We start from the raw sequence: 13,708 nt of genomic DNA, 5'->3' as shown, positions 1-13,708 counted from the left end.
CCCCTCGCCCCCTCTCCCGCCCCGCGATCTTGCACTTTCTGCGGCGACAAATCGGGGCTCAAGGGGCATTACGTCAACCGAAAGTGCAAGATCGGCGAGCAGGACGAGGGTGGGTAGACGCGACGGCGGGCGCCCCGTGCGGGGCGCCCGTCGTCGTGTGCGGGTCAGTTCTGTGCGGCCGCGTCGCTGGCGGTGAGGCGGTCCGGGGTGGCGTCCAGGCTGGAGATCCAGCCGGTGACGTCGCGGGCCACGTCCTGGGCGGTCAGGCCCAGGTCGGCGAGGATCTGCGCGCGGGTGCCGTGCGGGTGCCACCCGGCCGGCACACCCAGGTCCTTGAGCGGCACCCGGACGTCGGCGTCCCGCATCGCCTGGGCGAGCGCGTCACCCACACCGCCGACCCGGACACCGTCCTCGACGCTGACCACGAGCCGGTGGCGGGCGGCCAGGTCGACCAGCTCCGCCGGGACCGGACGCACCCAGCGCGGGTCCACGACGGTGACCCCGTAGCCCTGCTCGGCGACCCGGGCGGCCACCTCCATGCCCAGTTGGCCGAAGGAGCCGACGGCGACGAGCAGCACGTCGGTACGGGCGGACTCGGCCAGCACGTCGACCGGGCCGACCCGGCGCAGCGCCGGCAGGTCCGCGGCGACGGTGCCGGTCGGGAACCGCACCACTGTCGGGCCGTCGTCGACGGCCAGCGCCTCGCGCAGCTCCTCGCGCAGGGTGGCGGCGTCGCGGGGTGCGGCGATCCGCAGCCCCGGCACCACACCGAAGACCGACATGTCCCAGATGCCGTAGTGGCTGGGGCCGTCCGGGCCGGTGATGCCCGCCCGGTCCAGCACGAAGGTCACCGGCAGCTTGTGCATCGCCACGTCCAGCAGGACCTGGTCGAAGGCGCGGTTGAGGAAGGTGGCGTAAACAGCGACCACCGGGTGCAGCCCGCCGAGCGCCAACCCGGCCGCCGAGGTGGCGGCGTGCTGCTCGGCGATGCCCACGTCGTACACCCGCTCGGGGTACTTGCGGGCCAGCTTGGCGATGCCGGTCGGCTCGGCCATCGCGGCGGTGATGCCCACCACGTCCGGACGCTCGTCGGCGACGGCGAGCAGCTCGTCGGCGAAGACGTGCGTCCACTTCACGGCCGGGGCGGCCAGCAGCGCGCCGGTCTCCACGTCGAAGGCGCCGCCGGGGCCGTGCAGGCAGTCCGCCTCGTCCTCCTCGGCCGGGCGGTAGCCGTACCCCTTGCGGGTGACGGCGTGCACGATCACCGGGCCGCCGAAGTTCTTGGCCGCGCGCAGCGCCGCCTCGACCGCCGCCACGTCGTGCCCGTCCACCGGGCCCACGTACTTGATGCCGAGGTCCTCGAACATGGCCTGCGGGGCGACCGCGTCCTTGATGCCCTTCTTGACGGCGTGCAGCACCTCGTACATGGGCTTGCCGACCAGCGGGGTGGAGCCGAGGGCGTCCTTGACGGTGTCGAGGACCTTCTCGTAGCCGGGGTTGAGGCGCAGTGAGGAGAGGTGGTCGGCCAGGCCGCCGATGGTCGGCGAGTACGACCGGCCGTTGTCGTTGACCACGATGACCAGCGAGTTGCCGGCGGTGGCGATGTTGTTCAGCGCCTCCCAGCACATGCCGCCGGTCAGGGCGCCGTCGCCGACCACCGCCACCACGCTGCGCGCCTCGCCCCGCAGGGCGTACGCCTTGGCCAGGCCGTCGGCGTAGGAGAGCGCGGTGGAGGCGTGCGAGTTCTCGATGAGGTCGTGCTCGCTCTCGGCCTGGCTGGGGTAGCCGGAGAGGCCACCGCGCTGGCGGAGCTTGTCGAAGCCGGCCTGACGCCCGGTAATGATCTTGTGTACGTACGCCTGGTGGCCGGTGTCGAACAGGAGCCGGTCCCGGGGGGAGTCGAAGACGCGATGCATGGCGAGCGTCAGCTCGACCACACCGAGGTTGGGCCCGACGTGCCCGCCGGTACGGGACACCTTGGTGATCAGGAAGTCCCGGATCTCGGCGGCGAGGACGTCCAGCTCCTCGCCGGACATCCGCTTGACGTCCTGCGGACCGCGAACCGTCCCCAGCAGCCGGCCGTGGTTGGCCGTGTCCTCTTCAACACTCATGACCGGAGAGTCTATCGGCCGCCCGGTACTCCGCAGCTCGGCCCGAGCCCCGGCCACCCCGGCCGGGCGGGGAGTTGGCGGCTGAGCAACCGGTCAGGCGCCGGCCGGCGATCCTCGGGTGGCCGGCGACACTCCCGCTCAGGCCGGCGGGAGCAGCAGCCCGACCTGCTCGACGTGCTGGGTCATCGGGAAGAGGTCGAAGCCCCGCAGCGCCGCCAGCCGCCACCCGAGGTCGGCGAAGGTGCGCACGTCCCGGGCGAACGCCGCCGGGTCGCAGGCCACGTACGCGACAGCCCGGGGGCCGGCGGCGGCCAACGCGCGGACGACCGGGGCGCCGGCCCCGGAGCGCGGCGGGTCGAGCACCACCACGTCGACCGGGCCGGTTATCCGTCGGCGGGCCAGCGCGGTCTCCACCCGGGCCGCGACCACCTCGACGGTGGGCAGGTCGGCGAGGTTCTCCCGGGCGGCGGTGACACCCTGCGCCGCCGCTTCGACAAGCGTCACCCGCCCGGTCGCGCCGACCCGTGCGGCCAGCCCGGCGGCGAACAGCCCCGCACCGCCGTAGAGGTCCCAGGCGGTCTCGCCCGGCTGCGGGTCCAGCATCTCCAGCACCGCGGTGGCGAGGGTGTCCGCCGCAGCCGGGTGCACCTGCCAGAACGCGGACGCGGGCAGCGTCCAGTCCCGTCCGGCGGCGACCTCGCGGACCTCGGTCGGGCCACTGACCGGGGTGGGCACCCCGTCGCGCAGCTCGGTGACTGTCACGTCCCCTCCGGTGCTGGCGACGGTCTCCACCGCCTCGGCGGCCGGCCAGCGCGCGCCGGTGGGGGTGAGCACCGGCAGCTCCTGGATGGCCGGGTGGGCGATCCGGCACCTGTCGATCGGCACCACCTCGTGCGAGCGGTGCTTGAGCAGTCCGGCCCGGTCCGCGCCGTCGACCGCGTAACGGACCCGGGAGCGCCAACCCAGCAGCCCGCCGGGCAGCGCCTCGACCCGGACGCCGAGCCGGTCCAGTTCGACGTCGGTCAGCCCGCCGAGGCGGACCAGCTGTTCGCGCACCACGGCCGTCTTCCAGGCCAGCTGTGCGGCCGGGGCGACGTGTTGAAGGTCGCAGCCACCGCAGGCGCCCGGCTTCGCGTACGGGCAGGGTGGCTCGACCCGGTCCGGTGAGGGGTCCAGCACTGTCACCGCGTCGGCCCGGACGAACCCCTTGTGCACCTCGGTGACCTCGGCGATGACCCGCTCACCCGGCAGCGCGTGCCGGACGAAGACCACCTGCCCGTCCACCCGGGCCACACAGTGCCCGCCCGGGGCGACCGCGTCGACGGTCAGCTCGACCCGGTCCGCCTCGGCCAGGCCCCGCTCCAGGGCCGAGGAACCCGACGCCGACGGCGTCCGAGGTGTCGCGGTCCGACTGCCCGGCTCAGTCACTGGTGTTCCCCCTCGTCGCACTACCTCCGCGCTGCTCACCCTCGCCGGACGGCGCGGCGACCACCGGCGGCACGGCGACCGGCGGCGGGACGGCGCTGCGCGGCCCGCGCGCCGGGGTCCGGGACAGCGTGGCGTCCAGCCGGTCCAGGTTCTTGCTCGCCGTCGACGCGAGCTGCCACGGCACGCTGACCACCATCACCCCCGGTTCGAAGAGCAGCCGGCCCTTGAGGCGCAGCGCGCTCTGGTTGTGCAGCAGGTTCTCCCACCACCGGCCGACCACGTACTCCGGAATGAACACGGTGACCACGTCGCGGGGCGACTTGCGGCGGGTGGAGGCGACGAAGTCCAGGATCGGCCGGGTGATCTCCCGGTACGGCGAGTCGACAACGGTGAGCGGGATCGCCATCTCCCGGCGCTCCCAGTCGGCCTGCAGGTCCCGGGTGTCCGACTCGTCGACGTTGACGGTCACCGCGGTCAGCGTGTCCGGTCGGGTGGCGCGGGCGTAGGCGATGGCCCGCAGCGTCGGCTGGTGCAGCTTGCTGACCAGCACGATCGCGTGGTTGCGGGCGGGCAGCACGGCCCGGCCCTCATCCGGCGGCGTCAGCTCCACGGCGATCCGGTCGTAGTGCCGGCGGATGGCCAGCATCAACACGTAGATCACCGCCATCGCGGCGATCGCGATCCACGCGCCGAGCAGGAACTTGGTGATCAGGACGATCACCAACACCGCGCCGGTCAGGCCCGCGCCGAACGTGTTGATGGCCCGCGACCGGTGCATCCGGCGGCGCGCCTCCGGGTCCCGCTCGGTACGCAGGTGCCGGTTCCAGTGCCGGATCATGCCGGCCTGGGAGACGGTGAACGAGACGAACACCCCGACGATGTAGAGCTGGATGAGTCGGGTCACCTCGGCCTGGAAGCCGACGATCAGCACGATCGCGAAGAGGGCCAGGAAGACGATGCCGTTGGAGAACGCCAGCCGGTCACCCCGGGTGTGGAACTGCCGGGGCAGGTAGCGGTCCTGGGCGAGGATCGAGCCGAGCACCGGGAACCCGTTGAACGCGGTGTTGGCGGCCAGGAACAGGATGAGGGCGGTCATCCCGGCCACCACGTAGAGCAGGATCGACCCGGACCCGAAGACCGTCTCGCCGAGCTGGGTGGTGACCGTCTTCTGCACGTACCCCTCGGGGCCGGCGACGATCTGCAGGCCCGGATCCTCGACGAACTGCAGGTGGGTCAGACGGGCCAGCCAGATGATGCCGACCAGCATGCTCACCGAGATGCTGCCGAGCAGCAGCAGGGTGGTGGCGGCGTTGCGGCTCTTCGGCGCCTTGAACGCGGGGACCCCGTTGGAGATCGCCTCCACGCCGGTGAGCGCGGCGGCGCCCGAGCTGAACGTCCGCAGCAGCAGGAAGATGAGCGCGAAACCGGTCACACTGTGCTCGGCCTGGATGACCAGGTCGGCGCTCGGCGCGCGGAGCTCGTCACCCAGCACGAAGACCCGGAACAGCCCGGTGAGCAGCATCCCGCCCATCACGATGACGAAGCCGTAGGTGGGGATGGCGAACGCGGTGCCCGACTCGCGCAGACCGCGCAGGTTGACCGCGCTCAGCAGGACCACCGCGCTCACCGCGATCAGGACCTTGTGGGTGGCCACGAACGGCACGACCGAGCCCAGGTTGGCCACCCCGGAGGAGACCGACACCGCCACCGTGAGCACGTAGTCGACGAGCAACGCGCTGGCCACCCCGACGCCGAACTTCGGACCCAGGTTGACGGTGGCCACCTCGTAGTCACCACCACCGGACGGGTAGGCGTGCACGTTCTGCCGGTAGCTGGCCACCACGGTGAGCATGACCACGACCACGGCCAGGGCGATCCACGGCGAGAAGACGTACGCGGAGGCACCGGCGATGGACAGGGTCAACAGGATCTCGTCGGGCGCGTACGCGACGCTGGACAGCGCGTCGGAGGCGAAGACGGGAAGCGCGATGCGCTTCGGCAGGAGGGTGTGCTGCAGCCGGTCGGACCGGAACGGTCGACCGAGCAGAAGCCGCTTCAGCAGCGAGGTGGGACTGGCCACGAACGCCAAGGGTACGACCACCACGGCGGGGGCGCGGGGGTGGGCGATCACGGCCGTTCAGCACGGCGGGGTACGGTCGGTCCCCGCTCGCGACCGGGACGTGGCAGGCTCGCACTCGGAAGGCCACCGGCAGCGGGAGTGGTGCGCACCTTGGGAGGGACAGCGTGCACGTCGTGATCATGGGGTGTGGTCGGGTCGGGTCGACCCTCGCCCACAGCCTGGAGTCCCGAGGGCACTCGGTATCGGTGATCGACCAGGACGCCGACGCCTTCCGCCGGCTCGGCCCCGACTTCGCCGGGATCACGGTGACCGGTGCCGGTTTCGACGGCGAGGTGCTCCGGCAGGCCGGCATCGAACGCGCTGACGCCTTCGCGGCGGTGTCGAGCGGCGACAACTCCAACATCATCTCGGCCCGGCTGGCCCGCGAGACGTTCGGCGTGTCCCGGGTCGCCGCCCGCATCTACGACCAGCGCCGGGCACAGGTCTACGAGCGGCTGGGCATCCCCACCGTGGCGACGGTGCGGTGGACGGCGGACCGGATGCTGCGACACCTGGTGCCGGAGGGCAACGTGGAGATCTTCCGCGACCCCACGAGCACCGTGTCGATCGTCGAGGTGCCGGTGCACAAGGACTGGATCGGTCGACCGGTGCGGACCCTGGAGGAGGCGGCCGGAGCGCGGGTGGCCTACCTGATCCGCTTCGGCATCGGCACGCTGCCCACCGGCTCCACCGTCCTGCAAGAGGGTGACCAGGTGTTCATGCTGGTCAGCGACGACATCGTGGCGACGGTCACGTCGGTGGCGGCGACGGCGCCGGAAGGAGGGCACTGACCATGCGAGTCGCCATCGCTGGCGCGGGCAACGTGGGCCGCTCGATCGCCCAGGAGTTGATCGACAACGGCCACCAGGTGATGCTGATCGAGCGCCAGCCCAAGATGCTGCGCCCGGACCGGGTGCCGGACGCCGAGTGGGTGCTGGCCGACGCGTGCGAGCTGACCAGCCTGGAGGAGGCCGACGTCGCCGGGTGCGACGTCGTGGTCGCGGCGACCGGCGACGACAAGACCAATTTGGTGCTGTCGCTGTTGGCCAAGACCGAGTTCGCGGTGCCCCGGGTGGTCGCCCGGGTCAACCGGGCCGAGAACGAGTGGCTGTTCACCGAGCAGTGGGGCGTGGACGTCGCGGTGAGCAAGCCGCGGGTGATGGCCGCACTGGTCGAGGAGGCGGTCACCGTCGGCGACCTGGTCCGGCTGATGACCTTCCGGCAGGGTGAGGCGAACCTGGTCGAGATCACCCTGCCGCCGACCGCCCCGTACGTGGGTCAACCGATCCACGCGGTGCCGCTGCCCCGTGACTCCGCGCTGGTGGCGATCCTGCGCGGCAAGCGGGTCCTGGTGCCGAGCCCGGACGACCCGATCGAGGCCGGCGACGAGCTGATCTTCGTCTGCACCGCCGAGGTGGAGGACGACGTTCGCGCGGTGATCCTCGGGGCGGACAGCGTCGAACGGACCCGCGGCTCCCGCTGACCGCAGGGCCGCAGTGAGCGGCCGGGTGGCCCGGCCTCGCTCAGGCGCTGGGCAGCGGGGCCGGCGACGACTCCCGGGTGACCCGGCGAACCGTCCAGACCGTGATCAGCAGCAGCAGCGCGTACGGCGGGTAGCCCAGCGCCAGCCGGGCCACACCCAGCGCGGTGTCCTGGTGGGCCAGGTAGAGCCCGGCCTGCACGCCCACCTTGGCCAGCCAGACCACACCCCAGAGCACTGTCAGCTGGGTGAAGGTGCGGACCAGCTTCGGGTCGCTGCGCCACTCCGAACGGCCCTTGGCGACCAGCACCGACCAGATCCAGCCCACCAGCGGCTGCCGGATCGCGGCCGAGATCAGCAGGGCCACGCCGTACCCGATGCCGTAGAGGATGCCGGGGAGGTAGAAGTCACGTTCGTTGCCGGTGCGCCACGCGATGGCCGCGCCGACACCGACACCGAAGAGCCCGTTGACGGCGTGCCGGACGGGCCGGCGTTGAGCCAACCGCACCCCGGCGATCAGCACCGCGACGGAGACCGAGGCGATCACCGCCGGCCGCAGCTCGCCGATGATGTTGGCGAGGACGAAGACGACGACCGGGATGCTCGACTCGACCAACCCGCGCCAGCCGCCGAGCTGGTCGGCCATCTGCTCGGCGATCGTCGGCAGCCGCTCCTCGTCCTGAGGGCCCGTCTCGGGCTGTGCCGCCCGGTCCTGTCCCGTCGTCATCGCCGGCCTTTCGTCCGCAGTGTCGTCACTTGGGCGAGTCCAGCTCGTAGTAGGGGTTGTAGATGACCTTGCGGTCGTCGCGCACCGCCACCCGGCCACGGGCGGTCAGGTGCCGGCCCGGCTCGATCCCGGCGATGTGCCGCCGACCCAGCCAGACGAGAGTGACCACGTCACTGCCGTCGTACAGGTCGGCCTCAAGGGTGGGCAGGTTGGTGCGCGGGGTGTAGACCACGGTGCGCAACCGACCGGCGACCGAGACCATCTGCCCCCGGGAGCACTGCTGGGCGGGGATCCCGCCACACTCGGCGCTCTCCCGACGCAGCTCCTGCGCCTCGATCTCGGCCTCGCTGGCGGTGAACCTCTGCAGGATGCGCCGCAGCGACACCCGGCTCTCGTCGGCCGTCATGACCTCCGCGTCACCCTCTCCACGCTCGCCGTTCCCGGCCGGCCCCGGCGGCGCCGGAACCGTCCCGCCAGCGTACGCCGACGGGGCTGGTTCCGGCGGGCCGGTGCGCGCGGGTCAGACCTGACGCGGTGCGGCGGCGGCGTCGTCCGCCTCGGCCGCGGCCTGGTCGGCGACCTCCCGGGGCAACCGCAGCGGCAGCGGCTCGCGGACCGGCTTCGCCTCCTGCCCACGGTCGACCACCAGGCCGTCCAGGCACTCGACGAGCGGCCCGCCCAGGGCCGGGTCGGTGGCCACCGGGCCCTGGAACACGCCACGGACCATCCAGCGCGGCCCGTCGATTCCGACGAACCGCAGGTTCGTGGTGCCGTCCGGGGTACGCACCTGGGCGTGCAGCTCCGGGCCGTACTCGCCGGCGACCTCCTGCGCGCTCGCGCCGTCGCGGAGCAGCGACTGCCGGATCTCCTCGCGCACCTCGTCCCAGATCCCCTCGGACCGGGGGGCGGCGAAGACGCCCAGCTGGAGCGCGTTGTCGCCGTGCACCAGCACCACCTGCTGGATCACACCCTGCGGGTCGGCCTGCACCCGCACCTCGACGTCGGCGATCGCCGGGATGTGCAGGCTGCCGAGGTCGAGGCGCTGCACGTCGTCGTAGCTCTCGGAGATGTCGTACGGGCCGCGCTCCAGCGTCGGCGCCGCATCGCCCTGGTCCGGGACCTGGGTAACCCGCTCGTCACGGGTCTGCCGCTCGGCGTCGGCCCGCTTTCGGGAGAAGATCACTGCGCCTGCCCTCCGCTGTTCACACTCACCCTGCCACCTCTTCCGTCTGCCCGCGGCCCGGCTCGCTCGGCCGCCGCTCGACCCGGTCCTGACCCGTCGGCGACGGCACCAGCCCGGCGTGCCCACCGGTGGACCCGTGCCCACCGGTCCCACGCCGGGACGCGGGCAGCTCGACCACCGGCTCGAACCGCGCCCGTGCGACCTGCTGGACCACGAGCTGCGCGATCCGGTCGCCGCGGGAGATCTTCGCCGGCACATCCCGATCATGATTGATCAGGTTGACCAGGATCTCACCCCGGTAGCCGGCGTCGACCGTACCGGGCGCGTTGAGCACCGTCACGCCGAGCCTGGCCGCCAGACCGGAGCGCGGATGGACCAGGCCCACGTACCCCTCGGGCAACGCGATGGCCACCCCGGTGGGCACCAGGGCACGACCACCGGGCGGCAGCTCCACGTCCGCGGCCGCCACCAGGTCGGCCCCGGCGTCGCCGGGATGGGCGTACGTGGGCAGCGGCAGCTCGCTGTCGAGCAGCTGCACGGGCACGGGTACGACGTCGGTCACGGGTCCCCTCTTCCGTCCGGTTCGCGGGGTGACCCTGCCATCCTGCCGGTTCGTCGCGCCGCCGTGCGCCGTACCCTCGCAGGAGTGAGCATGTCGTCCTCCCCGTCCGCCGATCAGCCGCCCGTCGCCGCCCGTGCGGCGTACGCCGAGCGGCTGGATCTGCCCTGGTGGCTGTGGCTGGCCGGGCTGGTGGCCGCCGCGTTGCTGGCCGTCGAGATCTGGATGGGCGCCTCCGGCGTCCGCGCCTGGCTGCCGTTCGTCGTGCTGGTGCCGCTCACCGCGGCCGGGCTGTGGTGGCTGGGCCGGATCCGGGTCGGGGTGGCCGATGGCGAGCTGCGGGTGGACGACGCCCGCCTGCCGGTACGTTTCGTGGCCGACGTGGTGCCGCTGGACGTGGCCGGCCGACGTGAGGTGCTCGGCGTCGGCGCGGACCCGCTCGCCTTCGTGGTACAGCGACCATGGATCGGTGGCGCCGTGCAGGTGATCCTCAACGATCCGGCGGACCCGACCCCGTTCTGGGTGGTCAGCACCCGCCACCCGGTCGAGCTGGCCGAGGCGGTGCTGGCCGCGCGGGACGCCCTGACGCAGTCCCACCCGACGGCGGGCGAGCCGGCCTGACCCGACGCCGGAAACCGGCCTGACCCGACGGCCGGAAGGCCCCGCTCAGACCGGACGGCGAAGGCGGGCTCAGGGTCCCGCCCCGGACGGCGAAGGCGGGCTCAGGTGCCGGTTGGCGGGCCCGGGAGGGCCGTCGGTGGCGCGGGCCGGGCGATGCCCCGCCGACGCAGGTCGACCTGGAGTTGTTCGGCCATCTGCTGAGTGGCCCGGCGGTTGAGGAAGCTGGCCACCGCAGCGCCGGTCAGGAACGGCCCGAGCGTGGTGAGGTTGCGACCGAACCGCCGCAGCAGCATGTCGCGGAGTTCCTTGCGGGCGGCGGTGCCGAGGATCGCTCCCACACCCACGCCGGGCACCATCGGGTTGACGCCCCGCTGGGTGGCCCAGGAATGCACCAGGGCGACCGCCCGTTGGCTGCCGCCGGTCGGCAGCGCCACCCCGTGGATCTCGTGCAGCTCGCCCACCAGTTTCAGCTCCACCGCCACCACAGCCACGGTCTCGGCGGCGAGCAGCACCGGCGCGGAGAGCAGGGTCGGGGCGACAGTCCACTCGACGGCGGCGACACCCCCGCCGGCCGCGCCGATCGCTGCGGTGGTCCTCGACGCGTTGCGGATGAGCCTGTCGGCCAGGGCGGCGTCGTCCAGGCCGGGGAAGTGCCGGCGCAGGGCGTCCAGGTCCCGTACCGGCACGTGCGGGGCGATCTCGGCGACGGTGTCGACCATCCACCGCACGGCGGCGCGGGGCTTGAACAGGTCGGAGACGCCTCGTGCGCGGGCCTGCCCGACCATCCGGGTCAGCAGTTGGCGGCGACGGGCCGGCTCGATGTCGTCAGCTGTCAACGCCGCGACGGTGGCACCAAGGTCGCTCGCGCCGCCGTCAGTACCGAGGCCGCTCGCATCGCCGTCGGCGCCAGGATCACCCGCGCCACCAGGGGCCCTGACGTCACTCGCACCACCGGTGGCGCCGAGGCCGTCCGTGCCGCCATCGGTGGTGCCGCCTCGATCGCTCATCGGACCTCCCGGTGCTGTGGCTACCCGCTACGAGTCAAGCAGGTACCCACCGCTGACGCATGCCTACACCGGCAGCGGCGGCCCCGTTCCGGAGGCCGCCGCCGTGTCGTGGTTGTCAGACGCACTCGCGGCAGATCAGCTCGCCGTTGCGCTCGACCGCCAGCTGGCTACGGTGGTGGACCAGGAAGCAGCGGGCGCACCTGAACTCGTCCTGCTGCATCGGAAGCACCTTGACCGTGAGCTCCTCGTCGGCCAGATCGGCACCGGGCAGCTCGAAGCTCTCGGCCACCTCGGCCTCGTCGACATCCACCGCGCCCGACTGTGAGTCGACGCGCCGTGCCTTGAGCTCTTCCAGGCTGTCCTCGCCGAGGTCGACCTCGTCGCGACGCGGGGCGTCGTAGTCGGTGGCCATCGGTTTCACTCTCCCATATCGATGTTGTCGCTTCCGGTTGTAACGCCGGACGACGCTGTTTCGGTTCCGCTGGCCGGCCACCACTTGTGTCGGGCACCCGACCCGAGGACCGAACGGGTCGAGCTCGCTGGGGCGACTCCCCTGCGAGCGCGGAACCTTACCCCCCCTTGGGCGAGGCATGTATACCGCCCTTGCGGCTGAGATGTACGCCCCCGCACGCGAAGTTGTTCCCAATGTGATTCAGGCGACACGAAGATAGGGGTAGTAGTACCCGGTTCGCGGTCGCCGCGCCGGCATGTCGGGCTGTTTCCACGCGACGGCCGGACAACCGTTAACCTCAGCGGCGTATTCGACGGCCGGCGGCCTGAGCGATCGTTCCTGGCCGTCACCACCCACCTGAGGTCCGGGGAGTGCCCTGATGAGTTTTGCGCGCGTGCGAGCACTCGTCGTCGTCGGCCTGTTGGCGGTCATCGCCCTGGTCTTCGTCGTCGTCGCCGTGGTCCGCGACAGCCAGGGCAACGCGGGCACCGCGGCGGGTTGCCCCGAGGGTTGGCCACTGGCGGATCTGACCCTGCGCGAGCGCAAGGACGTCAAGATCAACGTATTCAACGCCACAGACCAGCCCGGCCTCGCCCACACCGTCGCCGACGAGTTCAGCAACCGACAGTTCCAGGTCAAGAAGACCGGGAACGAAAAGAAGGTCGACAGCGTCGCGGTGCTGCGGTTCGGCCCGAAGGGCGTCGGTTCCGCGCACCTGCTCCAGGCGTACTTCCTCAACAACGCCGTGCCGGGCTACGACCCGAAGCGCACCGACGACACCGTGGACGTGGTGCTGGGCAACCGCTTCCAGCAGCTCGCCACCACGACCGAGGTCAACCAGTCCCTCGGCGACTCGGGCCCGCCGGTGGCGCCCAAGGGCTCCTGCCCGTCCCCACCCGCCAAGTGACGGCGTAACCGCCCCGGCGTCAGGGACCGCCGGACGCGTCCAGGGCGGCCAGCCGATCGTGCAGCGGCGCGAAGAGCGCGGGCGGGGCCGCGACCACCAGGTCCGGCCCGGGCGGTCGACCGGCCAGGCCGGCGACCCGAACCCCCGCCTCGGCGGCCACCAGCCCGCCCGCCGCCAGGTCCCAGGCCGCAAGACCCTTCTCGAAGTACGCGTCGAGGCGCCCCTCGGCGACCAGGCAGAGGTCCAGCGCGGCGGCGCCGAGCCGACGGATGTCCCGCACGTGTGCGATCAGCCCGGCCACCACCCGCGCCTGGTGCGCCCGGCGGGCGGCGTCGTAGCCGAAGCCGGTGCCGACCAGCGCCTGCCCCAGGTCGACCTCGACGGAGCAGTGCAGCCGGACGCCGTCGCGCCAGGCACCGCCGCCGGCCGTGGCGGTCCACTCCTCGCCGGTGCTCACGTTGCGCACGACGCCGGCGACCACCACCCCGTCCACCTCGGCAGCCAGCGAGACCGCCGAGTGCGGCAGCCCGTACAGGTAGTTCACGGTGCCGTCGATCGGGTCGACGATCCAGCGCACCCCGCTGCGCCCCGCGTCGGAGGTCCCCTCGCCGTACTCCTCGCCGAGCACCGAGTCGTCCGGGCGGAGCGCGGCCAGCGCGTCGAGGATCTGCCGCTCCACCGCCCGGTCGGCGGCGGTGACCACGTCGGTGACGGTGCTCTTGGTGGCGGCCACGACGACCCCCTCGGCGCGCATCCGGTACGCGGTGTCCGCCGCGTCCCGGGCGACCTCCAGCGCGATGGCCAGCAGCTCCGACGGCGGCGTAGCCGAGTTGGTCATGATTCGCCTCTTTCCGCACGCCGGGTGCAGGTGGGTGGAACTGGCGACCCGGCTTCCGAAGATCATCGTTCCCCACGCGGTGCGACGGCACCAGACCGGGATGTTTGCGCAGGGCATCCCCCTGCGGGGCCACCTGGCCCACAGGCGCGGACTGACCGGGCCAACCTCAGCAAATATGCCCCTTTAGGTTGGTAATGTCGCTTAAGTGCTTACCGCCCTGTCCATGCTCAGCTCGCAACCGTTGCCCAACCGCGACCTGGTGGGGCCACCACCGGCC

General features: G+C 72.4%; 14 protein-coding genes. 4 read left to right on the top strand and 10 right to left on the bottom strand.

Features of this window, described 5'->3' with window-relative positions:
• Positions 1-164 precede the first annotated feature (164 nt).
• The 3 genes from dxs to IF22_RS0128945 form a co-directional block, all read right to left on the bottom strand.
• Complete coding sequence (gene dxs, locus IF22_RS0128955) at positions 165-2,111, bottom strand: 1-deoxy-D-xylulose-5-phosphate synthase (protein WP_030337456.1); 1,947 nt, start codon at positions 2,109-2,111, stop codon at positions 165-167.
• A 138-nt stretch (positions 2,112-2,249) separates the two neighbouring features.
• Complete coding sequence (locus IF22_RS0128950; protein ID WP_030337454.1) at positions 2,250-3,476, bottom strand: class I SAM-dependent RNA methyltransferase; 1,227 nt, start codon at positions 3,474-3,476, stop codon at positions 2,250-2,252.
• 55 nt (positions 3,477-3,531) lie between these two features.
• Positions 3,532-5,619 (bottom strand): APC family permease, encoded by a 2,088-nt coding sequence (locus tag IF22_RS0128945; RefSeq protein ID WP_051708850.1) that lies wholly within the window; start codon positions 5,617-5,619, stop codon positions 3,532-3,534.
• A gap of 164 nt (positions 5,620-5,783) precedes the next feature.
• On the opposite strand from IF22_RS0128945, the gene IF22_RS0128940 reads away from it, so the two are divergent.
• Entirely contained in the window at positions 5,784-6,449 is a 666-nt protein-coding gene (locus IF22_RS0128940) for a potassium channel family protein (RefSeq protein WP_030337451.1), read from the top strand.
• Between the two features lie 2 nt (positions 6,450-6,451).
• On the top strand, positions 6,452-7,141 hold the full coding sequence (locus tag IF22_RS0128935; RefSeq protein WP_030337449.1) for a potassium channel family protein: 690 nt from the start codon (positions 6,452-6,454) through the stop codon (positions 7,139-7,141).
• Positions 7,142-7,181: 40 nt separating this feature from the next.
• On the opposite strand, the gene IF22_RS0128930 is transcribed toward IF22_RS0128935, so the two are convergent.
• The 4 genes from IF22_RS0128930 to dut form a co-directional block, all read right to left on the bottom strand.
• Positions 7,182-7,865, bottom strand: coding sequence for a DUF3159 domain-containing protein (locus IF22_RS0128930; protein ID WP_030337448.1), 684 nt, complete (start codon positions 7,863-7,865; stop codon positions 7,182-7,184).
• Positions 7,866-7,890: 25 nt separating this feature from the next.
• Positions 7,891-8,271: an OB-fold nucleic acid binding domain-containing protein gene (locus IF22_RS0128925; RefSeq protein WP_030337446.1), complete on the bottom strand. Its 381-nt coding sequence runs from the start codon at positions 8,269-8,271 to the stop codon at positions 7,891-7,893.
• Between the two features lie 114 nt (positions 8,272-8,385).
• Entirely contained in the window at positions 8,386-9,048 is a 663-nt protein-coding gene (locus tag IF22_RS0128920; RefSeq protein WP_030337444.1) for a DUF3710 domain-containing protein, read from the bottom strand.
• A 25-nt stretch (positions 9,049-9,073) separates the two neighbouring features.
• On the bottom strand, positions 9,074-9,610 hold the full coding sequence (gene dut / locus IF22_RS0128915; RefSeq protein WP_036412536.1) for a dUTP diphosphatase: 537 nt from the start codon (positions 9,608-9,610) through the stop codon (positions 9,074-9,076).
• Between the two features lie 84 nt (positions 9,611-9,694).
• On the opposite strand from dut, the gene IF22_RS0128910 reads away from it, so the two are divergent.
• The gene (locus IF22_RS0128910) at positions 9,695-10,228 is read left to right on the top strand and encodes a DUF3093 domain-containing protein (RefSeq protein ID WP_400447366.1); all 534 of its coding nucleotides are present in this window, start codon (positions 9,695-9,697) and stop codon (positions 10,226-10,228) included.
• A 101-nt stretch (positions 10,229-10,329) separates the two neighbouring features.
• Here IF22_RS0128910 and IF22_RS0128905 read toward each other — a convergent pair whose 3' ends face one another.
• Together IF22_RS0128905 and IF22_RS0128900 are read right to left on the bottom strand one after the other, a co-directional pair.
• Positions 10,330-11,235, bottom strand: coding sequence for a hypothetical protein (locus tag IF22_RS0128905; RefSeq protein ID WP_081884135.1), 906 nt, complete (start codon positions 11,233-11,235; stop codon positions 10,330-10,332).
• 115 nt (positions 11,236-11,350) lie between these two features.
• Positions 11,351-11,647, bottom strand: a complete 297-nt coding sequence (locus IF22_RS0128900) for a DUF4193 domain-containing protein (protein WP_007075406.1) — start codon at positions 11,645-11,647, stop codon at positions 11,351-11,353.
• Positions 11,648-12,080: 433 nt separating this feature from the next.
• On the opposite strand from IF22_RS0128900, the gene IF22_RS0128895 reads away from it, so the two are divergent.
• Positions 12,081-12,593 carry a LytR C-terminal domain-containing protein gene (locus tag IF22_RS0128895; protein ID WP_030337437.1) on the top strand — a complete coding sequence of 171 codons (513 nt, stop codon included), beginning with the start codon at positions 12,081-12,083 and terminating at the stop codon, positions 12,591-12,593.
• Between the two features lie 19 nt (positions 12,594-12,612).
• Here the strand turns inward: IF22_RS0128895 and IF22_RS0128890 are convergent, their stop codons facing one another.
• Positions 12,613-13,431 carry an inositol monophosphatase family protein gene (locus IF22_RS0128890; RefSeq protein WP_030337435.1) on the bottom strand — a complete coding sequence of 273 codons (819 nt, stop codon included), beginning with the start codon at positions 13,429-13,431 and terminating at the stop codon, positions 12,613-12,615.
• Between the last annotated feature and the right edge of the window lie 277 nt (positions 13,432-13,708).

This window comes from Micromonospora parva (genome assembly GCF_000718515.1).
Lineage (GTDB): Bacteria > Actinomycetota > Actinomycetes > Mycobacteriales > Micromonosporaceae > Micromonospora > Micromonospora parva.
The sequence above is the reverse complement of the archived record's forward strand: the minus strand, read 5'-3'. Positions and strand labels throughout refer to the sequence as shown.